22 protein-coding genes and 1 tRNA gene are annotated in these 21241 nt (G+C 74.0%); 20 read left to right on the forward strand and 3 right to left on the reverse strand.

What is annotated here, in order from left to right:
* Positions 1 to 24: 24 nt before the first annotated feature.
* On the reverse strand, positions 25 to 1086 hold the full coding sequence (locus EJK16_RS18935) for an adenosine deaminase (RefSeq protein ID WP_127132197.1): 1062 nt from the start codon (positions 1084 to 1086) through the stop codon (positions 25 to 27).
* A 93-nt stretch (positions 1087 to 1179) separates the two neighbouring features.
* Here EJK16_RS18935 and EJK16_RS18940 point away from each other — a divergent pair, with 93 nt between their 5' ends.
* Both EJK16_RS18940 and EJK16_RS18945 read left to right on the forward strand, forming a co-directional pair.
* Positions 1180 to 2457: a phosphotransferase gene (locus tag EJK16_RS18940; RefSeq protein WP_127132199.1), complete on the forward strand. Its 1278-nt coding sequence runs from the start codon at positions 1180 to 1182 to the stop codon at positions 2455 to 2457.
* A gap of 83 nt (positions 2458 to 2540) precedes the next feature.
* On the forward strand, positions 2541 to 3437 hold the full coding sequence (locus tag EJK16_RS18945; RefSeq protein ID WP_127132201.1) for a ketopantoate reductase family protein: 897 nt from the start codon (positions 2541 to 2543) through the stop codon (positions 3435 to 3437).
* Positions 3438 to 3605: 168 nt separating this feature from the next.
* Here the strand turns inward: EJK16_RS18945 and EJK16_RS18950 are convergent, their stop codons facing one another.
* Positions 3606 to 4820 (reverse strand): pyridoxal phosphate-dependent aminotransferase, encoded by a 1215-nt coding sequence (locus EJK16_RS18950; RefSeq protein WP_127132203.1) that lies wholly within the window; start codon positions 4818 to 4820, stop codon positions 3606 to 3608.
* A 317-nt stretch (positions 4821 to 5137) separates the two neighbouring features.
* On the opposite strand from EJK16_RS18950, the gene EJK16_RS18955 reads away from it, so the two are divergent.
* From EJK16_RS18955 to rplA, 5 genes are all read left to right on the forward strand, one after another.
* A tRNA-Trp gene (locus tag EJK16_RS18955) sits at positions 5138 to 5210 on the forward strand.
* Positions 5211 to 5326: 116 nt separating this feature from the next.
* Positions 5327 to 5593, forward strand: coding sequence for a preprotein translocase subunit SecE (secE, locus tag EJK16_RS18960; RefSeq protein ID WP_164737413.1), 267 nt, complete (start codon positions 5327 to 5329; stop codon positions 5591 to 5593).
* Between the two features lie 249 nt (positions 5594 to 5842).
* Positions 5843 to 6631, forward strand: coding sequence for a transcription termination/antitermination protein NusG (gene nusG / locus EJK16_RS18965; RefSeq protein WP_127132401.1), 789 nt, complete (start codon positions 5843 to 5845; stop codon positions 6629 to 6631).
* Positions 6632 to 6695: 64 nt separating this feature from the next.
* Positions 6696 to 7127 carry a 50S ribosomal protein L11 gene (gene rplK / locus EJK16_RS18970; protein ID WP_127132207.1) on the forward strand — a complete coding sequence of 144 codons (432 nt, stop codon included), beginning with the start codon at positions 6696 to 6698 and terminating at the stop codon, positions 7125 to 7127.
* 85 nt (positions 7128 to 7212) lie between these two features.
* Positions 7213 to 7929: a 50S ribosomal protein L1 gene (rplA, locus tag EJK16_RS18975; protein WP_127132209.1), complete on the forward strand. Its 717-nt coding sequence runs from the start codon at positions 7213 to 7215 to the stop codon at positions 7927 to 7929.
* Positions 7930 to 8016: 87 nt separating this feature from the next.
* On the opposite strand, the gene EJK16_RS18980 is transcribed toward rplA, so the two are convergent.
* On the reverse strand, positions 8017 to 8304 hold the full coding sequence (locus tag EJK16_RS18980) for a DUF192 domain-containing protein (protein ID WP_240646171.1): 288 nt from the start codon (positions 8302 to 8304) through the stop codon (positions 8017 to 8019).
* Between the two features lie 163 nt (positions 8305 to 8467).
* On the opposite strand from EJK16_RS18980, the gene EJK16_RS18985 reads away from it, so the two are divergent.
* The 13 genes from EJK16_RS18985 (at position 8468) to EJK16_RS19045 (ending at position 21229) form a co-directional block, all read left to right on the forward strand.
* Entirely contained in the window at positions 8468 to 9262 is a 795-nt protein-coding gene (locus EJK16_RS18985; protein ID WP_127132213.1) for a hypothetical protein, read from the forward strand.
* Entirely contained in the window at positions 9259 to 9969 is a 711-nt protein-coding gene (cpaB, locus tag EJK16_RS18990) for a Flp pilus assembly protein CpaB (RefSeq protein WP_127132215.1), read from the forward strand. Before EJK16_RS18985 ends, cpaB begins: the two co-directional genes overlap by 4 nt.
* Entirely contained in the window at positions 9966 to 11552 is a 1587-nt protein-coding gene (locus EJK16_RS18995) for an AAA family ATPase (RefSeq protein WP_127132217.1), read from the forward strand. The genes cpaB and EJK16_RS18995 overlap by 4 nt, the downstream gene beginning before the upstream one ends.
* Positions 11549 to 11911, forward strand: coding sequence for a TadE/TadG family type IV pilus assembly protein (locus EJK16_RS19000; RefSeq protein WP_127132220.1), 363 nt, complete (start codon positions 11549 to 11551; stop codon positions 11909 to 11911). The genes EJK16_RS18995 and EJK16_RS19000 overlap by 4 nt, the downstream gene beginning before the upstream one ends.
* 2 nt (positions 11912 to 11913) lie before the next feature.
* On the forward strand, positions 11914 to 13236 hold the full coding sequence (locus tag EJK16_RS19005) for a CpaF family protein (RefSeq protein WP_127132222.1): 1323 nt from the start codon (positions 11914 to 11916) through the stop codon (positions 13234 to 13236).
* Entirely contained in the window at positions 13233 to 14165 is a 933-nt protein-coding gene (locus EJK16_RS19010) for a type II secretion system F family protein (RefSeq protein ID WP_205739852.1), read from the forward strand. Before EJK16_RS19005 ends, EJK16_RS19010 begins: the two co-directional genes overlap by 4 nt.
* Positions 14165 to 15049 carry a type II secretion system F family protein gene (locus EJK16_RS19015; RefSeq protein WP_127132224.1) on the forward strand — a complete coding sequence of 295 codons (885 nt, stop codon included), beginning with the start codon at positions 14165 to 14167 and terminating at the stop codon, positions 15047 to 15049. Before EJK16_RS19010 ends, EJK16_RS19015 begins: the two co-directional genes overlap by 1 nt.
* Positions 15033 to 16253, forward strand: a complete 1221-nt coding sequence (locus EJK16_RS19020; protein WP_127132226.1) for a sensor histidine kinase — start codon at positions 15033 to 15035, stop codon at positions 16251 to 16253. Before EJK16_RS19015 ends, EJK16_RS19020 begins: the two co-directional genes overlap by 17 nt.
* Positions 16254 to 16263: 10 nt before the next feature.
* On the forward strand, positions 16264 to 16929 hold the full coding sequence (locus tag EJK16_RS19025) for a response regulator transcription factor (RefSeq protein WP_127132228.1): 666 nt from the start codon (positions 16264 to 16266) through the stop codon (positions 16927 to 16929).
* 88 nt (positions 16930 to 17017) lie between these two features.
* Positions 17018 to 17251 (forward strand): hypothetical protein, encoded by a 234-nt coding sequence (locus EJK16_RS19030; protein WP_127132230.1) that lies wholly within the window; start codon positions 17018 to 17020, stop codon positions 17249 to 17251.
* 137 nt (positions 17252 to 17388) lie between these two features.
* Entirely contained in the window at positions 17389 to 18909 is a 1521-nt protein-coding gene (locus tag EJK16_RS19035; protein WP_127132232.1) for an OmpA family protein, read from the forward strand.
* Entirely contained in the window at positions 18906 to 19703 is a 798-nt protein-coding gene (locus EJK16_RS19040; protein ID WP_127132234.1) for a pilus assembly protein TadG-related protein, read from the forward strand. Before EJK16_RS19035 ends, EJK16_RS19040 begins: the two co-directional genes overlap by 4 nt.
* An 89-nt stretch (positions 19704 to 19792) precedes the next feature.
* Positions 19793 to 21229 (forward strand): hypothetical protein, encoded by a 1437-nt coding sequence (locus tag EJK16_RS19045; RefSeq protein ID WP_127132236.1) that lies wholly within the window; start codon positions 19793 to 19795, stop codon positions 21227 to 21229.
* Positions 21230 to 21241: the final 12 nt, after the last annotated feature.

Genomic DNA, 21241 nt, shown 5'->3' on the forward strand with positions numbered 1-21241 from the left:
CTCGACGTGTGTGTGGGGGGTGTGTCAGTGCGTGGCCGCGCGCTCGCGGGCGGTCTCGTCCGCCGGGTCCGGCGTGGCCAGCCAGGCGTCGACGTCCGCCAGCATCGCGGCCTTCGACGCCGGCGAGGCGAGCGACGCGTTGATCGAGCTGCGCGCCAGCCGGGCGAGTGCCGCGTCGTCCAGGCCGTGCACGTCCCGGGCAATGCGGTACTGGTCGTTCAGGCGCGAGAGGAACAGCAGGGGGTCGTCGGCGCCCAGGGCCACCTCCGCGCCGGCGTCGAGGAGCGCAGCGAGGGGCACGTGCGCCGTGTCGGCGTAGACGCCGAGGGAGACGTTCGAGGCCGGGCACACCTCCAGCGCGATGCCCGCGTCCACGATCTTGGCCAGCAGGTCGGGGTCCTCCGCGGAGCGCACCCCGTGCCCCAGGCGCGCGGGCTTGAGGTGGGCGACGACGTCGCGCACGTGCTCGGGCCCCAGCAGCTCGCCGCCGTGGGGGACCGCCGCCAGCCCCGCGTTCCGCGCGATGTTGAACGCCGGCGCCCAGTCGGCCGTGTTCCCCCGCCGCTCGTCGTTGCTGAGTCCGAACCCGATGACCTGGCCGGGCCCGTGCCCTGCGTGCGCGGCCGCGAGGCGCGCCAGGGTGCGCGCGTCGAGGGGATGGCGGGTCCGGGAGGCGGCGACGATCACCGCGACCTGCACGCCCGTGGCGGCGCTGGCCAGCCGGGCCTCGTCCACGACGATCTCCAGCGCCGGGGTGATCCCGCCGACGTACGGGGCGTAGGAGGTCGGGTCCACCTGGATCTCCAGCCGGCGCGAGCCCTCCGCGGCGTCGTCCTCGGCCGCCTCGCGCACGATCCGGCGCATCGCGGCCTCGGACCGCACCACGGCGCGGGCGGCGTCGTAGGAGCGCTGGAACCGGAACCAGCCGCGCTGGTCCGCCGGCACGTGCAGGGGGTCCGCGTCGAGCAGGTGCTCGGGGACCCGGAGCCCCTGCTCGGCGCCCATCTCCGCCAGGGTGGACAGGCGCATGGAACCGGTGAAGTGCAGGTGCAGGTGCGCCTTCGGCAGGCTTGCAAGGTCACGCATCCTGACGAGTCTGCCACCGGCGCCGCGGCACCCGCGCCGCCGGTCCGGCGCCGACCGGCCGGTCCCGGCGCCGGCGTGGTCCACACTGGTGCCATGAGCGTTCCAGTCGCCGCCCTCCACGAGCCGGCTGACGTCGCCCTGCTCACCGGGCCCGAGGCGGGCTCGATGCTCGCGGGCGCGCTCGAGGGGGAGGGCAGCCGGCTCGTCGCCTGGCACGTGCACACCGTGCACCACCGCCCGGGGGCGGGCGTGACCGTCGGCTACACCGCCACCGTCGAGCGGGAGATGCCCGGCGAGCCGGCGCCGCTGCGCACCGAGGAGTACCTGTGCGCGACCACCGCGCGGCTGAGCCAGGGGCCCGGCCCAGGCCTGGTCCGGTTCGAGCAGCCCGACGGCGGCCCCATCGTGCACATGTGGCGCCACCCGGCCGACCCGGAGCTGCCCGCGCTGCCCGTGGCCTGCGACGCCGCCGCGCTGACGCGGCGCCTCGGCGCGCCCGTGACCGTGGAGCTCCTCGCCTACCGGCCCACCCGCCGGGCGGTGCTGCGGGTCCGGCGCACCGACACGCCCACGACGACGGCGTACCTGAAGGTGGTGCGCCCCTCGGGCACCCGGGTCTTCGCCGACCGCCACCGCCTGCTCACCCAGGCCGGTGTCCCGGCGCCCGCCGTGCTGCGGGCCGACGACGACGGTCTCGTCCTGCTCGGGGAGGGGCAAGGGACACCGCTGTCGAACCTCCTGGCCCGCGGGCTCGGGCCGGACGCGGAGGCCGTGCTCGCCGCCCTGCTCGCCACGCTCGACGCCCTGCCCGAGGACGTGCTGGACCTGCCGCGACGGCCCGCCTGGTCCGAGCGGGCCCAGCACTACGCCCACGCCGCCGCCACGGTGCTGCCCGACCACGCGGACCGTGCGCGGGCGCTCGCGGACGGCGTCGACGCGCTCATGGCCGACTCGCACCCCGGGCCGGTGGTCCCCTCGCACGGGGACTTCTACGAGGCCAACGTGCTCATGGACCCCCGCGCGGGCGCCGTGGGCGTCACAGCGCTGCTCGACGTCGACGCCGTCGGCCCGGGCCACCGCGTCGACGACCTGGCGTGCCTGCTCGGCCACATCAGCGTGCTGCCGCACCTCGCCCCGACCACCTACCCCCACGTGCCCGACCTCCTCGAGGCGTGGACCCGTGCCTGCGAACGCCTGGTGGACCCGGTCGCCCTGCACGCGCGCTGCGCGGGCGTCGTCCTCTCGCTCGTCGCCGGCGCCCGCCGCACGGACGGCGGCGCGTGGCGGTCGGACGCCGAGGGTCGCCTGGCACGGGCGGAGGCGTGGCTGGCCCGCGGGCGCGAGACGCTCGCCCAGCGCGGCCCGCACTAGCGCGCACACCGCCGGCCGGGCGGCGGCGCCCGTCGCGCGCGCCCGCATGACCACACCGCACCGCACCGGGAGGGGACCCAAGGATGATCGCCGTTGTCGGGCCAGGAGCCGTGGGTGGGCTGCTCGCCGCCGTGCTGCACCGGGCGGGGGAGGAGGTCGTCGCCGTGGCGCGCGCGGGGACGGCCGAGCGGCTGGCGGCCGACGGCATCGTCGTGCGCTCCGAGAAGTTCGGGAGCTGGACGGCGCACGTGCCGGTCTCCCGCACGGTCCCGGACGGCTCCGCCGTCGTGCTGGCGGTCAAGGCCTACGGCCTCGCGGACGTCCTCCCCGAGCTGCGGCGGGCGCAGCCGGCCGAGATCCTCGCGCTCCTGAACGGTGTGGGCCACGCCCGCACGCTCCGCGACGCCGGGCTCGCCCACGTAGCGTGCGCGTCGATCCAGGTCGAGTCCACCCGGGAGGGAACCGTCGTCGTCCACAAGGGCAACTACGCGATCGTCACCGTCCCCGACGACGCCGACGGGTGGCGCACCACCGACGCGCTGCGGCGGGCGGGGGTGAGCGTGCGCACGGGCGGGACGGAGAACGAGGTGCTGTGGCGCAAGCTGGGCTTCCTCGCACCGACGGCGCTGCTGACCAGCTGGGCCGACCTGCCGATCGGCCCCGCGCTGGCGCACGACCCCGCGACGACCGCGGGCGTGGTGGCCGAGGTCGCGGCCCTGGCCTCCGCCGAGGGCCGGCCCCTCGACGGCGAGACGCTCGACGCCTCGCTGCGCAGGCTGCCCCCCACGCTGCAGTCCTCCCTCCAGCGCGACATGCGCCGGGGCGGTGCCAACGAGCTCGAGGCGCTCGGCGGGGAGCTCGTGCGGCTCGGGGCGAGCCGCGGAATCCCCACGCCCACGATCGCGCGGGTCGTCGCCGGCCTGCAGGCGCGGGCCGCGGGCGGCGCCGAGCGCGCAGGCGGCCCGCGGCTCAGCGGGTGACGTCGACCAGGCCGATGCCCACACCATGAGGTCGTAGCCCACGGTGTGGGCACCGGTCCCCATCTCTTCATGCGCCCATCGTGGCGCTGGCAGAGGAGACGAAGACGAGACACGGCCGGGGCCGCCCCGCGGGGCGGCCCCGGCCGTGTCGTGGCGGAGGCGGGTGCGTCAGGCGAGCAGCTCCTGGATGCGGCCGACGCCCTCGGCCAGGTCCTCGTCGCCCAGCGCGTAGCTCAGCCGCAGGAACCCGCTGGGGCCGAAGGCCTCGCCCGGCACGACGGCGACCTCGACCTCCTCGAGGATCAGGGCCGCCAGCTCGGCGGACGTGGTGGGGGTGCGACCGCGGATGGTCCGGCCCAGCACGCCCTCGACGGACGGGTAGGCGTAGAACGCGCCGCGCGGGGTGGGCAGCGTGACGCCGTCGATGGCCCGGAGCATCTCCACCATCGTCCGGCGGCGCCGGTCGAACGCGGTGCGCATCATCGCGACCGCGGACAGGTCGCCGGTCAGGGCGGCGATGGCGGCGCGCTGGGAGACGTTCGCGACGTTGGAGGTCAGGTGCGACTGGAGGTTGGTCGCGGCCTTGATGACGTCGGCCGGGCCGATCATCCAGCCCACCCGCCAGCCGGTCATCGCGTACGTCTTGGCGACGCCGTTGAGGACGATGGAGGTGTCGACGAGCTCGGGGACCACCCGCTGGATGGGGGTGAAGACCGCGTCGTCGTAGACGAGGTGCTCGTAGATCTCGTCGGTGACGACCCAGATGCCGTGCTCGAGGGCCCAGCGGCCGATCTCCTCGGTCTGCTCGGCGGAGTAGACCGCCCCGGTCGGGTTCGACGGCGAGCAGAACAGCAAGGCCTTGGTGTGCTCGGTGCGCGCGGCCTCGAGCTGCTCGACCGTGACGAGGTACTCCTGCTCGACGCCGGCGAACACCTCGACGGGCCGGCCGCCCGCGAGCTTGATGGCCTCGGGGTACGTGGTCCAGTACGGCGCCGGGAGGAGGACCTCGTCGCCGGGGTTGATGATCGACGCGAACGCCTCGTAGACGGCCTGCTTCCCGCCGTTGGTGACGAGCACGGCGTCGGGGGAGACCTCGTAGCCGGAGTCGCGCAGCGTCTTCGCGGCGATCGCCTCCCGCAGCGCGGGCATGCCCTTGGCGGGCGTGTAGCGGTGGTTGGCCGGGTCCTTCGCGGCGGCGACGGCGGCCTCGACGATGTAGTCCGGCGTCGGGAAGTCCGGCTCGCCGGCGCCGAACCCGATCACGGGGCGGCCCGCGGCCTTGAGGGCCTTGGCCTTGGCGTCGACCGCCAGGGTGGCGGACTCGGCGATGGCTGCCAGGCGTGCGGACACACGGGGCTTGGGAATGATGGTGGGTGCGCTCACGGGGACATCGTGGCACGCGCCCGGCAGGCCGTCCTAGGGCGACCGCCCCGTGGTCGCGGTCCGGGGCCCGCGGAGGTGGTGGCGGGCGCCGTCCGCGCAGGTGAGGGGGCCGGGCGGGCGGGTCGGGACGGTGTGCCCACGGGCGGTGATGCGCTCTCCCACCGGGCCGCGCAGCCGATGTGATCAGGGTCCCCAGCCGTCCGGTTCGACCTGACGGGCGAGAAGGACGTACACTCGACGCCGGTGGTTGACGTCCGCCACGCTGGACCCTGCCCCTGCGGGCAGGAGCCGGGGCGGTCGGGCGGCGAACCGCTGATAGGGCAGTGGCGCAATTGGTAGCGCACCGGTCTCCAAAACCGGCGGTTGTGGGTTCGAGTCCCTCCTGCCCTGCCGGGACACGTCTCCCCTCACGGGAGGCGGACGTCCTGACGGCTCCGCCACGCGGCGAGCCGGACCCGCCCGCTGGGCGGCGAAGGGACCTGGCCGGAAACCGTGAGGAAGAACCTGTGAGCGAGTCTGCAAGCGCGACCTCGGGGCGGCCCGAACGCGCCCGCAGCGCGTCCGCGCCGGAGGTCAGGAAGCGCGGGTTCTTCGCCAAGATCGCGCTGTTCGTCCGCCAGGTCATCGCGGAGCTCAAGAAGGTCGTGCGCCCCACGCGCAGCGAGCTGCTGACCTACTTCGTGGTCGTGCTCGTGTTCGTCGTGGCCATCATGGCGTTCGTCGGCGTGCTCGACCTGTTGTTCGGCCAGCTCGTGCTGTGGATCTTCGGCTGAGCCCCACCACGCCGTCCCCCGGACCACAGCCGACCGACATCCCAGCCCTTAAGTTTCCGAGCAGAAAGCAGGTCGCACGTGCCTGAGAACCTCGAGCCCACGAACCTCGACGAGGCGTCGCTCGAGCCCGGACAGCCGGAGGTCCCCTCCGAGGACACCGGTGACCTCGGCGCGCCTGCTCCCGCCCCCGACGACGCGGACCGCGAGCCCGGCGACGCCGAGCTCGCGGCCGAGGACGAGACGGACGACCTGGACGACGCCGAGGACGACCTGTCCGCCGGCTCCGACGAGGTCACCGAGCCGGCCGAGGACGACGACGAGCCGGCCGACGACGACGAGCCGGCCGACGCCGCCGTCGACGAGGCGGGCTCCGCGGAGCCCGCCTCGGACGAGGCCGCCGCGCAGGAGGCGGCTGCCGACGAGGCCGAGGAGACCGACCCGGTCAAGGCGTTCCGCGACGAGCTGCGCACCCTGCCGGGCTACTGGTTCGTCGTGCACACCTACGCCGGCTACGAGAAGCGCGTGAAGGCGAACCTGGAGAACCGCATCCAGAGCCTCAACATGGAGGACTACATCTACCAGGTGGAGGTCCCCATGGAGGAGGTCGTGGAGATCAAGAACGCCCAGCGCAAGATCGTCAACCGCGTGCGCATCCCCGGCTACACGCTGGTGCGGATGGACCTGACGGACGAGTCCTGGGGCGCGGTGCGCCACACCCCCGGTGTGACCGGCTTCGTGGGCAACACCCACCAGCCCGTGCCGCTGACCGACGACGAGGTCTTCTCCATGCTCGCCCCCACGATCGAGGCGCCGGTCGCCACCGGGGCCGGCAAGGGCGGCGGCGGCCAGACCGCGACGCCGATCAAGGTGGACTTCACGGTGGGCGAGTCGGTCACCGTCACCGACGGCCCCTTCGAGACCCTGCCCGCCACCATCTCCGAGATCAGCCCCGAGAGCCAGAAGCTCAAGGTGCTCGTCACGATCTTCGGCCGGGAGACGCCGGTCGAGCTGTCGTTCTCGCAGGTCGCCAAGATCTGACGAACGGCCCCACATCCCCGCCGGCTCACCGGCGGCCCCGAGAGAAGAACCGTAAGGACCCGACATGCCTCCCAAGAAGAAGGTCTCCGGCCTGATCAAGCTCCAGATCCAGGCCGGCGCCGCCACCCCCGCGCCGCCGATCGGCCCCGCGCTGGGACAGCACGGCGTCAACATCATGGAGTTCTGCAAGGCCTACAACGCGGCCACCGAGTCGCAGCGCGGCAACGTGATCCCGGTGGAGATCACGGTCTACGAAGACCGTTCCTTCACCTTCGTCACGAAGACCCCGCCGGCCGCCGAGATGATCAAGAAGGCCGCCGGTGTGGCCAAGGGCTCCGGCACCCCGCACACGGTCAAGGTCGCCAAGATCACCCGTGAGCAGGTGCAGGAGATCGCGCGCACCAAGCAGGAAGACCTCAACGCCAACGACATCGACGCCGCCGAGAAGATCATCGCCGGCACCGCCCGCTCCATGGGCATCACGGTCGAGGGCTGAGCACCACCATCCGAACCCGCGCCCCCGGGCGCGCAGTGGCAGGGTCCGCGCGGACCCGTACACCACGACTGCACAGGAGAAGCAGATGACTACGCGCAGCAAGAACTACCGCAAGGCCGCCGAGAACATTCACGCCGGCGAGCTGTACGCCCCCCTCCAGGCCGTGCGCCTGGCCAAGGAGACGGCGACCACCAAGTTCGACCCCACGGTCGAGGTCGCCTTCCGCCTTGGCGTCGACCCCCGCAAGGCGGACCAGATGGTCCGTGGCACGGTCAACCTGCCCCACGGCACCGGCAAGACCGCCCGCGTCGTGGTCTTCGCCGTCGGTGACCGCGCCGCGCAGGCGCTGGCCGCCGGTGCCGACGAGGTCGGCGGCGACGAGCTGATCGAGAAGGTCGCGGCCGGGTATACCGACTTCGACGCCGCCGTGGCGACGCCGGACCTCATGGGCAAGGTCGGCCGCCTGGGCCGCGTGCTCGGCCCCCGTGGCCTCATGCCGAACCCGAAGACCGGCACCGTGACGATGGACGTGACCAAGGCCGTCACGGACATCAAGGGTGGCCGCATCGAGTTCCGCGTCGACAAGCACTCGAACCTGCACTTCATCATCGGCAAGGCGAGCTTCGACGAGGCCAAGCTCCTGGAGAACTACGCGGCCGCGCAGGAGGAGATCCTGCGGCTGAAGCCCGCGAGCTCCAAGGGCCGGTACATCACGAAGGCCACGATGGCCACCACGATGGGCCCCGGCATCCCGCTGGACGCCACCAAGACGCGCAACCTCCTCACCGAGGACGCTTCCTGACGTAGCCCCGTCCCACCACGCCGCAGGCCCGGCACCCCTCGAGGGTGCCGGGCCTGCGGCGTCGTGCCTGGGTCTTGCGGCGCGCGGTCAGGCCGGTGCCCGGCCGACGTCGGCGCCCGGGCGCACGCCGAGACCCGCCATGACACCCGCGGGCGCCTCGAGGACCGAGCGCGCACGCAGCCGGGGCAGGCCCGCGCGACCCGGGCGCATGGTGGCGACGTCGAGGACGCGGCCGGACCGCGTGAGATAGGCCACGTCGATGGGGTAGCGCATCCCGAAGGTGTGCACCGAGGAACAGCGCTCGATCCACAGCAGCCCGTCGAGCCCGTCGGTGCCGAGGAGCCCCTGGCGCCGCGCGGGCCCGCTGGCGGCCACCCACACGATTTCCTTTCCGGTCGCACCATTCACGATAAGTCGATACGGTTCGTCCTGATCGGCCCAGGTTGGGCGCATTGTCCGTAGTCCAATCGTCGGATGACGGCCCGCGGCGGCCGGTCATAAGTCCATGTCTGGCAATAGATGAATGTGGGGAAGCTCGGTGAAGGTTATCGTCGGTGACGCCGGCCTTCCCGATCGGGACGGCGTCGTCACGGTATCGAGCCTGGGCGAGGCCGCGGCCGTCCTGGACTCGACGCGCGGGCGCGACGTCCTGCTGGTCTCGGGACCGGCCGAGCTCGAGCGCAGCTCCCGGATCGCGCGGACGGCCCTCGCGCGGGGCGACGTCGCCCTGGTGGTCCTGGGCGGGCACCGCACGGCCCGGACGATCCTCGCCGCGTGCCTCCTGGCGCTGCCGGCCGACCGCTACGGCTCGGCCCCCGGGGTCGTCGCCGCCGCCGCCCCGCTGGTGCGCACGCGGCTCGCGCTGACCTCGGTCGCCCGCCTGGCCGAGCCGGCCCCGAGCCTCCTGCAGCACATCGTGGGCTGGGTGCCCTCCACCGTCTTCGACGTCGACGTGACCGGCGGCCACGTGCACACGACCAAGGAGATCACCTGGACCGCCGCCGAGGGCGACTTCATCGCCTGGGAGGCGTCGAAGGAGCAGCGGCGCCTGCCGGTCACCCTCGCGGGCCCGGCGCCCGCCATCACCCTGACCGCGCCCACACAGGCGCCACCGTGGCGCGCCCGCAGCTGGGTCGCCATGAGCTCGGTGGACCGTGCGCCCGAGCAGCTGCTCGCCGACATCCTCCCCCGGCTGCCCGGGCGCGCGTGCCCGATGTGCCACCGCGCCGCCGATGCCGCGTGGTGCCTCTACTGCGGCCACGTCCTCACCCACGACCCCCAAGGAGCGCTCTCCCCGATGTCAGCCAGCGCGCGCGGCGGAGCCGCCCGATGAACCCCCGCCAGCGACGGGGCGTGCTGCTCCTGATCGCCACCGGGATCGGCGCCGTCGTCGTCTTCTTCGCCATCTCGGCCTACGTGTCCTCGGTCGCCTCCCAGGTCGGGAACATGGTGCCGGTCGTCACCCTCACGCGGGACGTCGAGGCGCTGGAGCCGGTCAGGCCGGAGATGGTCGAGGTCGTCGAGCGGCCCGAGCGGTGGGTGCCCGAGACCGCGCTGCGCTCCCTCGACCAGGCCGCCGGGCTCGTGTCCACGGGCCCCTTCCGCGCCGACACCATGCTGCAGGACGGCATGCTCACCGAGGCTCCCGGCCTGAATCCCGGCTTCCGCGAGGTGGCGATCATGGTCGACGCCGAGACGGGCGTGGCCGGCAAGGTCAGCTCCGGCGACCGGGTCGACATCCTCGCCACCACCGTCGATCCCGGCACCGACGCCCAGCGGGCCGAGGTGTGGGTGAGCAGCGCGCTGGTCATCGAGGTTGGCCTGCCACAGCCCGTGGAGGGGGAGGACGTGAACGGCGGGTTCGACAGCTCCCAGGGCGTGCCCGTGACCTTCGCGCTGAGCACCGCCGACGCGCTGCGGGTCGCGTATGCGGAGAGCTTCGCGGTCAAGCTGCGTCTCGCGCTGCGCGGGCTCGGCGACGAGTCGGACGTGCCCGCCGAGGAACGCGTCTACGAGCAGATCCCGGGGGTGGCGCGATGACGTCGAACGTGCTGGTCGTCTCGGACGACAGCTGGACGGTCGAGCAGGTGCGCGCCACCCTGGCGGAGCTCGACGGGGTGGGTGACGCCGTCGTCGTCGGCTCGGCCACGCAGCTGCGGGCCGAGCTCGCGCTCGGCGAGACCGACGTGGTCCTCGTCGACGAGCGGCTCGACGGCGGCACCGGGTTCGACGTCGCCCGCGAGAGCGGGCTCAACCATCCGCTGGTGGCAACGCTGGTCCTCGTCCAGCGCGCGACGCCGGAGGCGCTCGCCGCCGCGATGGACGCCGGCGCGCGGTCCATCCTCGCCCTGCCGCCCTCCCTGGAGCAGTTCGGCGCACGCATCGAGTCCGCGGTGACCTGGTCGCGGTCGGTCCGCCGGCAGATCGACGACTCCGCCGGCCACCGGGGCACGACCGGTGAGGTCGTCGCGCTCGTGGGCGCGAAGGGCGGGGTGGGCACCTCGCTGCTCACCCTGCTCCTGGCCAAGGAGCTGGCCGCGGACCACACCACGTGCCTCGTCGACCTCGACGCGCGCGGCGGCGACCTCGCCGGCTACGGCAACATCGCCGTGCGCCGCAGCGTCGTGGACCTGGTGGAGGTGGCCGACGAGCTGACCGGCCGCGCGCTGGGCGAGGTCACCTACGCGCTCCCGCACCGGATCAGCCTCATCCCGGCGCCGGCCGACGGCGAGCACGGTGAGGAGCTGTCCGAGTCCGCGACCCGCCAGATCATCCAGGCGCTGCGCTACCAGTACGAGCGGGTCGTCATCGACTGCGGCTCCCGGCTGGACGACGTCATGGTGATGGGCCTGGACTCCGCGGACGACGTCCTCGTCGTCGCCACCCCCGACGTGCCCGCCCTCCGGGCCGCCCGCCGCCTCTCCGAGGCGCTCGACCGTCTCGAGGTCCGCGGGCAGGCGCCGCTGCGCATGCTGCTGAACATGACGGACCGGTCCAACGAGATCCAGCCCGCGATGGCCCCGAAACTGTCCGGGATCCCGGTCGCGCAGAGCCTGCCGCGGCTCGGGGCCCCGCTCGCCGCGGCGATGAACACGGCCACCGTGCTCGAGGCGAAGCTCCCCGAGCTCGCCAAGCCCCTCCAGGCGGTGGCGGCGGCCACGGCGGTCCCTGCCGCCGCCGCGCCGGCCGCCCCGGGCGCGGAGGAGCAGGCGCCGTCGCGGCGCCGGCGGCGCCCGACCGGCCGACGTGGCCGGCGCCTGGACGAGGACCGCGAGGCGGGCCAGATCGTCGCCGAGACCCCGGTGGTCCTCACCCTCGCGACGCTCGTGCTGCTCGTGTGCCTCCAGCTCATCTTCTGGGGCGTCACCCACATCTTCGCCCACAACGCGGCCCAGGAGGCGGCGCGCGGCTTCGCGGTCGGCCTCCCAGGCGACAAGGTGCGCGCGGAGGTCCTGGACCGGGTGCCCGGGCCGTGGCGGGCGGACGTCACCATCTCGGCGCCGACGGTGGACGACGTGACCGTGACCCTGCGCACGCCGTCGCCGCTCTCCCTGCCGGAGACGAGCGCGACCGCCCAGATCCTCTGGGAACCCGGGGCCCAGGACGGCTGGGGACAGGGATGAGCGCGCGGGCCGGCGAGCGGGAGCGCGGCTCGCTCGGCGTGGAGCTGGCGGCCATGGTGCCGCTGCTCATGCTGGTGACCCTGCTGATCGTGCAGGGGATGCTCGCCGTCACGACCATCTCCGCCGTGCAGCAGGCCGCGCGCGACGGCGCCCGCACCATGGCGGCGGGCGAGCCCCGGGCGGTGTGGGAGCAGGCCGCCCTGGCCCAGGTCCCGGGCTGGCTCACGGACGTCGTCGTCAGGGACGGGGGGTGTGCCGGCGCGTGCGTCAGCGTCGAGGCCCGCGTCCCGATCGGCCTGCCGTCCATCACGTTCGACACCGTGACCGTGCAGCGCACGGCCGAGTTCCCGAGGGAGTAGCGGTGGCACTGCGCGACAGGCTCTCCCAGGACTCGCGGCCGGCGGGCGACGACGCCGATGACCTGGTCACCAAGTTCAAGACCCGCCTGCTCGAGGAGGTCGACCTCGAGGAGGTCACCGCCCTCGACCTGGCCAAGCGGCGCGCGCGGCTCGAGCGCGTGCTCGCCCGGATCCTCTCCTTCGAGGGGCCCGTGATGTCCTCGCGCGAGCGCGGGCGGCTCATCCAGCGCATCGTCGACGACACCGTCGGCCTAGGCGTGCTCGAGGGCCTCCTCGCCGACGAGACGGTCACCGAGATCATGGTCAACGGCGCCAAGGACATCTTCGTCGAGCGGCGCGGCCGCATCGAGCGGGTGCCCACCACCTTCGCGTCCGAGGCGCAGCTGTACCAGACCATCGACCGCATCGTCTCCTCGGTCAACCGCCGGGTGGACGAGTCGAGCCCGATGGTCGACGCCCGGCTGGCCACCGGCGAGCGCGTGAACGTGATCATCCCGCCGCTCGCGATGGACGGCCCCACGCTGACCATCCGCCGCTTCCCGCAGCCCTTCCGCATGGGGGACCTGGTGGCGAAGGGCACGCTGGACGAGCCCCTCGCCCTGCTGCTGGCCGCCATGGTCCGGGCGCGGTGCAACATCCTCGTCTCGGGCGGCACGGGCTCCGGCAAGACCACGTTCCTCAACGCCCTCTCGGGACTGATCCCGGACGGCGAGCGGATCGTCACTATCGAGGACGCCGCCGAGCTCTCGCTGCAGCAGCCCCACGTCGTCCGGCTCGAGTCCCGCCCGTCGAACGTCGAGGGGCAGGGCGCGGTCACCATCCGCGACCTCGTGCGCAACAGCCTGCGGATGCGGCCCGACCGGATCGTCGTCGGGGAGGTCCGCGGGGGCGAGACCCTTGACATGCTCCAGGCGATGAACACCGGCCACGAGGGGTCCCTGACCACCGTCCACGCCAACAGCGCCTCCGACGCCCTCGGGCGCCTGGAGACCCTGGCGGCGATGACCGACCTGGAGCTGCCGGTCGACGTCATCCGCGACCAGATCAACGGTGCCATGGACGTCGTCGTCCAGCTCGAGCGCGACGGCGACGGCAACCGGCGCATCCGCGAGGTGCACGCCGTGACCTCCGCCCACCGAGAGCCGTTCCGGACGGAGCCCATCACCGACTTCGTGCCCCCGCCGTTCGGCGCCGAGCCCGGCACGGCCGGCACCTTCGCGCACCACTCGCTGCCCCGGCAGCTGCGCGAGCGGCTCCTCCGCGCCGGCGAGGTCGTCCCGCAGCAGTTCGCCGTCGCCGGCCACCGGAGCGTGGTGCCGGCATGACGTGGGGATCCTCCGAGGCGGTCCTGCTCGCCACCGCGGCCGCGCTGGCGCTGGCGCTGTGGGCGGCGTCCGTCCTGGTCGACAACGCGGTGCGCGCCCGCGCGGTCGTGGAGGTGGCGGGCAACCCCGCCCAGCGGCCGCTCGCCGGCCTGTTCGTCCGGCTGGACGCGTGGGCGCGGCGCACGCGCAGCGGGCAGCGGCTGCACCGCCGCCTGGGCGGCGCCGGCATCGACATGTCGCCGGTGCGCCTGGTGGCCACCGTCGGTCTCGTCATGACGGCGGTGGCGGCCGTGGGCGTGGTGACGCTGGGACGCATCGCCACGATCGCCGTCGTGGTCGCCATCCCGGTCGTCGTCTCCCGCTGGCTTGACCACCGGGTGGTCCGCCGCACCGAGCGGTTCATCGCGCAGCTGCCCGAGCTCGCGCGGCTCCTGTCCAACACGGCGGCGGCCGGCCTGTCGGTCGGGCGCGGGCTCGAGCTGGCCGCGGGCGAGATCGGCGAGCCGGCCGCGGGCGAGCTCCGCAGAATCGTCGGCCAGCTTCGGCTGGGCCGGGACCTCGAGTTCGCGATGCGGGACCTGTCCACCCGGCTGCCCTCCCGCGAGCTCAACGTCCTCGTCCAGACCATCGCCATCCAGTCGCGCTCGGGCGGCGCGCTGGTCACGGCGCTGTCGGACATCGCGGCCTCGCTGGAGGAGCGCAAGGAGCTGCGCCGGGAGGTCGGCACGGTGATGCTCGGGTCGGTCTACGGCGGGTACACCGTGGTCGGGATCGGCGTCGCGTCGGTGCTGCTGCTCAACCTGTTCTCCCCGGGGATCCTCGACGAGATGGCCACGACCACGCTGGGCCAGCTGGCGCTGGCGGCGGCGGGTGCCTGCTTCGCCGTCGGGTTCGTCCTCATGAAGCTCATGACCCGGGTGGAGATCTGATGGCCCTGCTCATCGGTCTCGCGGGCGCGCTGCTCGTCGTGCTCGGGGCGACGGGCATCCGGATGACCAGCTCCGCCGGGCTCGAGGGCCTGGTCGTCACCGGCTCCACCGACGCGGACGCCGGCTCCGCGAAGGGCGCCGCGCTGCTCGTCGACCGGATCGGCGCCCGGTTCCAGCGCACCCTGATGCGGGCCTACGGCGCGCGCCGGCTGCACGCGCTCGAGCAGCGCCTGCGCCGCGCCGGACGGCCCGAGGGCCTGACCATGACCACGTTCGTCCAGCGCGAGGCGGGCTTCGTGGTGCTCGGCGCCGCGGTGGCCGTGCTCGTCGCCCTGCTCGGCGAGCCCGTCGTGGGCGTCCTGCTCGGGCTGGTGTTCGCGCTGTGGATGGAGGTCTGGCTGTGGCTGGTCGCCGGCAGGCGCCGCACGCAGATCGACCGCGACCTGCCGGACTTCCTCGACGTCCTCGGGGTGACGGTGCGGGCCGGCATGTCCTTCCGGCAGGCCGTCGAGCGGGTCGCCGCCTTCCACGACGGTCCGCTGGCGCAGGAGATGGCGACGGCGCTGCGCGAGATGCAGCTCGGCGTCCCCCGGCGCGAGGCGCTCATCGGCGTCCGCGAGCGCGCCCAGTCGGAGAACGTCAACACCTTCGTCACCGCCCTGCTGCAGGCCGAGGAGCTCGGCGTGCCCATCGCGGAGGCGCTGACGAGCATCTCCTCGGAGGTCCGCCGCCAGCGCGCCCAGCAGGTCCGGCGCGACGCGGCGAAGGCTTCTCCCCGCGTCTCCCTCGTCGTGACGATGACCATCGTGCCCGGCGCGCTCATCCTCATGATGGCCGGGATGCTGATCTCGAACGGGGGCGCCTTCGATGGCCTCCTCGGTTGACCTCACCGCCGCCCTCGCGGTGCGCGCCACCGCGTCACTGGAGACCGCCAGCATCGCCGGCGTCGTCCGGTTCCTCTGCGACGCGCGGCTCGCCACCCTGGCCGTCGTCATGGTGGTCAGCGCGACGCGGTCCCCGGACGCCTCGCTGCTGATCATGCTCCTGGCCGTGCCGCTGAGCTGGATGCCGCTGCGGCACTGGGCGCAGCACCCCATGGTCTTCGCCCGCGGCACGGCCTACCTCCTCAGCGAGGCCGTGATGACCCTCATGGTGCTGAAGGTGGGCTGGACGGAGATGGGGGAGCGGGCCCTGACGACCGCGTACCTCCTCGAGACCGCCGCGCTCTTCGGCGTCCTCCTGCCGCTCTGGCGGGCGCTGGCGCTCGCGGCGGCGACCGCCGCGGGCTGCATGGGCGTGGTGGCCGTCGGGGGCGGCGAGAGCCTGGGGGCCGTGCTCCTCGTCCCCGCCGCCGCCCTGACCTGCTACCTGTCGGGACGGCTGGGGCAGAACCTGCGGCGCCAGGGGAAGCTGGCCGAGCGGCTCGTCGAGCTGCGCAGCCGCGAGGCCGTGGCGGGCGAGCGCGCCGCCCTGGCGCGCGAGATGCACGACTCCACCGCCAAGACGCTCCACGGCGTGCGCATGCTCGCCGACTCCCTCGCGGCCCGGCTCCACGACGACGCGTCGCCGCACGCGGCCCGCGCCGACGTGATCTTCCAGGCCTGCGACACGGCCGTGCGCGAGACCCGCGACGTGCTGGGCGGGCTGCGGGCGCTCGCGACGGACCGGCTCGCCGACGCCGTCCGCCTGGAGGTGCGGATGTGGCAGGAGCGCACCGGCATCCCGGCCGGGCTCGAGGTCCGGGGCGACGCCGAGACGGCACGCCCCGAGGACGCGGACACCGGATGGCGGCTGGTCCGGATCCTCGGCGAGCTGCTGGAGAACGTGGAGCGCCACGCCGCGGCCCACCAGGTCTGGGTCGTGCTGCAGCTGGGGGAGGAGGCCACCGTGCTGACGGTGCGCGACGACGGCCGCGGCATGGGACGGCCGCTCGACCGCGACTCCCTCGCCCTGGGCGGGCACTACGGGCTCATCGGGGTCCAGGAGCGGGCCGCCGAGGTCGGGGGGTGCGTCACGGCCGCCGCGCCCGCCTCCGGCGCCGGGACACAAGTGACGATCCAGCTGCCGCGTACCCGCGGCCAGGACTAGGGAGACAGGCATGAAGGTGCTGATCGCCGACGACAACGCCATCGTGCGGCTGGGCGTCCGGGCAGTGCTCGAGCGGATCGCCGACGTGGCCGAGGTCTACGAGGCGGCAGACGGCCAGGCGGCGATCGACGTCGTCCGCGCGCGGCGGCCCGACGTGGTCCTCCTCGACGTGCGGATGCCCCGCAAGTCGGGCCTGGAGGTGCTCGACGAGATCGCCCCGGAGACCTGCACCCTGGTCCTCACCCACTCGGAGGACCCCGAGATCATCCGCCAGGCCCTCGCCGCGGGCGCCCGCGGATACCTGGTGCACGGCCGCGTCGGCGTCGACGAGCTGTCCGGGGCGCTGCAGACGTGCCGGTCCGGCGGGCTCGTGCTGGGTCCCGAGGCGGCGGCCGTGCTCAGCGGGGGCGCCCCGGCACCGGCCCCCGAGCACCCGCTGCGCGCGCTGCTGACCGCGCGCGAGGCGGACGTCGTCGAGGCGGCCGCGCAGGGGCTGAGCAACGACGAGATCGCCCGGACGCAGTTCCTCTCGCCCCGCACGGTGAAGAACTACCTCAACTCCGCCTACCCGAAGCTCGGTGTGCACGACCGTGCGGCCGCGGTGGTGGCATGGCTGGCCGCGGCCCACGACGGGGCGGCACCAGGGGCGGCACAGGGGGCGCTCGTGGGGCGGTAGGCCCTATCCGCCGGGGCGGCGGCGTCCGTAACGTCGAGCCTCGACACCCCCGGCAACGGGCCGGCCGAACACCACTCAGAGGAGCATCATGCTGAACACCGCCAAGACCCGCATCCTTGCCGCGCAGGTCGCCACCGTGGCCTTCGTCGCCGGCGCCGTCGACCGCCTCCGCACCGACGAGGAGGGCCAGGCCTCGGCGGAGTACGCGGGCATCATCGCCGTCATCGTGCTCATCGTCGGCGCGCTCGCCGCCTTCGGCGACGAGATCGCCCAGGCCGTCAAGGGCGTCATCACCGAGCAGATCGACAAGATCGGCGACTGACCCGGGCGCGGCGGACGAGCGGCCGGACCGACCCGGCGGCGCACGGCGGCCCGCCGTGCGCCGCCGGCGTGAGGCGCTCGGTTTGTATCGGCCTAGGCTGCACCGCAACCCCCAACGGCACATCAGGAAGGTTCTCCGTGAGACGCCCCACCGTCCATGTCCCTCTCGTCCTCGCCGCGGCCCTGCTCACCGGGTGCGCCGCGGAGGCGACCGACGGGACGCCAGGGCCTACGCCGGCGCCGGCCGAGGAGCCGACCGCCGTGCCCGGCGTGACCACGTCGGTGACGGTGCTGGACCGGGACATCGAGCTCGAGGTCGGTCCCCTCGTCGACGCCGGCGAGCACAGCGTCCTCATGCTGTCCGCGCGCGACGTCAGCCGCGCCCCGGCCGAGGAGCCGCTGGAGCTCGGCGCGATCTGGGGCGACGACCGGGCGCCGGGGTACGGCGCCCACGGGATCCGGCTCGTCGACGCCGTGTCCGGCACGGTGCAGGAGGAGGTGGCCGCGACCAGCGGCGAGCTGGAGGTCCCGGCGGGCGAGCCGGTCGAGGCCCAGGTCGCCTTCGGGGCCGTGGAGGGCGACACCACCGCCGTGATGCTTCCCCTCATGGGTCTCGTGGAGGACGTCCCGGTGGTCCCCGCCGAGGAGGCGGGCGTCGACGTGGCGGCGGTGGTCGCGGACCTCGACATCGACGCGGAGGCCCGGGAGGGGCAGATCGCGTCCTACACGGAGGCGGTGGACAGCTCCACCGACACCCGGGTGGTCGAGGAGCAGGTGAAGATCAACGTGGCGGCGGACGTCCTGTTCGCGCCCACGAGCGCCGACCTCTCGCCCGACGCGGACGCGACCCTCCAGGGCGTGGCCACCCAGCTCGCCGGCTACGGCGCCGGCGCCCTGACGGTGATCGGCCACACCGACGACGTCGACGACGACGCCTACAACCAGGACCTGTCCGAGCGACGTGCCGCAGCGGTCGCGGCGCGGCTCGGCGCGCTCACCGACCTCGGCGCGTACGAGGTGGTGACCGAGGGGCGCGGCGAGTCCGAGCCCCGGGTGGAGGGCACCGGCAAGGAGGCCAGGGCCGTGAACCGGCGCGTGGAGCTGGTGTTCGTGCCCGACGCCGCGCCCGACGCGGGGACGGTCGGGGCCACCAGCGCCGCCGAGCTGCCCGAGAGCACGGGACCGACCGGCACCGGCGCGCAGGGCGTGACGCTCGCCGGGGGGAGCGGCGAGGTGACCGTCCGGCTCGCGGAGGTGCGGCGCCTCGGTGACTACCTGGTCGGCGAGGTCGAGGTCGCTCACCAGGCCGGCGAGGTCAGCACCATCGGGACCTGGTTCTCCGTCGGTGGGGGGAACAACAGCCGCGGCGAGGCCGCGATCTACCACCAGTACTCGACGAACAACCTCACCCTCGTCCACGGCGGGCAGCGAATCTACCCGGTGGACTACTACATCGAGGGCGACAAGCAGTTCCGGGGGCTGACGGAGCTGGAGGCCAAGACCGACCTCGCCGAGGGCGAGACGGTGACGCTCACGGCCGTCTGGCCCGGGGTCGACGCCGACACGGTCACCCTCGACGTGCACAACGACTCGACGTTCACGGGGGCGCTGGAGGGCCAGCCGCCGTTCCGCCTCACGGACATCCCGGTCGTGGAATGAGCGCCGGTCGGCTCCGCGACCTGCGGACATGGGCGGCCCGCCGCCTGACGGGCGGCCCCGAGCGCGGAAGCATCCTGCCCTACACGGTGGCAGGGGCGGTCGTCCTCCTCCTGGTCGGGCTGCTGTTCATGATCCCGCTGGGCACCGCCATCACCGAGCGGCGCACCGCGAGCACCGCGGCGGACGCGGCGGCGCTCGCCGCGGTCGGCACGTGGACGAAGCCGCTCAGGACCCTCCACGGGAACCTCGTCGACGCCGCCGAGGCTGCCGAAGCCGCGGAGGCTGCCGCGGAAGCTGCTGCGGAAGCGGCCGAGGCTGCCGCCGCGGCGGCCGCGGCAGCCGCCGAAGCGGCCGCCGCGGCCGGTGTCGAAGCCGAGGAGTCCACGCCCGATCCCACACCCTCCGAAGAAGCGACCGAGACGGACCCGTGGGAGGGGTTCTGGGCGCTGGTCGGGAAGCCGTTGACCGCTTACCAGAACTCCACCATGACCGTGGCTGCCGGCAGCTACGCCGCCCGTAATGACGCGGTGCTCGACCCGCACGAGGTCGAGGTCCTGGCGGGTGGGAAGGTCCACGTCCGGGTCCGTTCGGCGGAGCCGCTGGAGTCGACGGGGACGTACGCCCGCTCCGAGGCCACGGCCGAGCTGGTGCTCGAGTCCGGCCTCTGCCTCGAGGGCGGGGACGTCGGCGTCAGGATCGGCGGCGTGTGCCGAGTTCATCGGGGACCCGCGGGCAGCCCGGGCGCCAGACCGGACGACCTGGAGATCACCACCCGCCTCGTCGCCAACGAGTGAGGGCGCTCGGCGGGGCGTCCGCCCCTGTCAGCGGGGCTACGGGCGCTCCTAGCGTCATCACACCGACCACCGACCGAAGGAGACGCCCCGTGCGACCCCGCAGCGAGCCGCGCGCCGGCGAAGAGCTCCCGGCAGCGACGAACGACACGGGCGCGGGCGCCCGGCGCGAGACCGACGGCGCGTGGCGCGAGCGCGGCGCGGCCTCGGCCGAGTTCGCCGGGATGATCTTCGTCGTGGTCCTCGTGGTGGGGGCGCTCCTGACCGCGGCGGCGCCGGGCGGCGGGCTCTCGGGCGCGTTCGAGAACGCCCTCTGCCGGGCCTTCTCCTCCTTCGGGCTCGAGTGCGGCGGCTCGTCGGGCGACGCCGCCGCGGACTCCCGGGTGCCCGACGAGATCTGCGTCGTGGCGACGGAGGGGACGAAGAAGAGCCTCGGGGTCACGGTCATGTCCGTCGACCTCGACGGCGGTGGCGCCGTGGCGGTCGAGACCCTCGCCGACGGCACCTACCGCGTCACCTTCCAGGGCGACCTGCAGGGCGGGGTGAGCGGCGGCGTCGGCGCCGGCGCCACGGTGACGTGGGACGACGAGCAGTACGGCGGCGAGGCGTCGGCCGGCGGGGGTGCCGCGGCCGTCCTCACGGGCGGCGGCATGTGGGAGGTGGACAGCAAGGAGGAGAAGGACGCCCTGGTCGCCTACTTCCAGGAGGAGCTGTCGAACGCGACCACGCCCATCGTCGGTCCCGCGAAGAACCTGTGGAACGCCATGCCCTGGGTGGACCGGTACCAGCCGCCGCCGCCGACCTCCGTGTTCGGGGAGGTCGGCGTCAAGGGCTCGGGCAGCGCCGTCGCGACGGCGCTCGACCGCTCGGCGTCCGCCAAGGGGGACGTGGGCGTGGCGCTGGGTATCGAGACGAACCTCGAGACGGGCGAGGTCACCACCTACTACCAGGTCGACTACGACGTCTCCGCCGAGGCCAACGTCGGCCGCGTCGTCGAGGTCGACGGCTCGGCCGAGAGCCAGGGGACGGGCATCATCGCCGTCACCCTCGATCCCAAGGGCGAGTACCTCACCAACGTCGAGCTCCAGGGCACGGTCTTCGGCGCCGCCGACGGGAGCGTGGACCCGATCTTCGGGCAGGGCTTCTCCGGCGACGCCTCCGGGGGGCAGGTGCTCAGCGCCTCGGTCGACCTCACGCGAGGCGAGAGCCTGTCCATCGCGACCGACCTGCTCCGCGGCGCGGGGATCCCGGTGCCGCCCGGCTCGCACGGCGGCGGCGACTCGCCCGAGGGGCCCCTCTCCTTCGTCGGCGCGGCGCAGACCTTCGTGGGTGCGGCGCAGGAGCGCGGCGAGCTGTGGCGCCAGGAGTTCGACGGCGACTCGAGCACGCCGTTCGCGTTCAACGCCTCGGGGAAGCTGGGCGTGGCGCTCGGCGCGCGCTACGACAACAGCACCAGCCAGACCAACGTGACCGATGCCGAATACTGGGACGGGCAGGTGTGGGCGCCCTGGGTGAGCTGCCACTCCTGAGCGCCCCGCACG

Source organism: Georgenia sp. SYP-B2076 (genome assembly GCF_003991205.1).
Lineage (GTDB): Bacteria > Actinomycetota > Actinomycetes > Actinomycetales > Actinomycetaceae > Georgenia.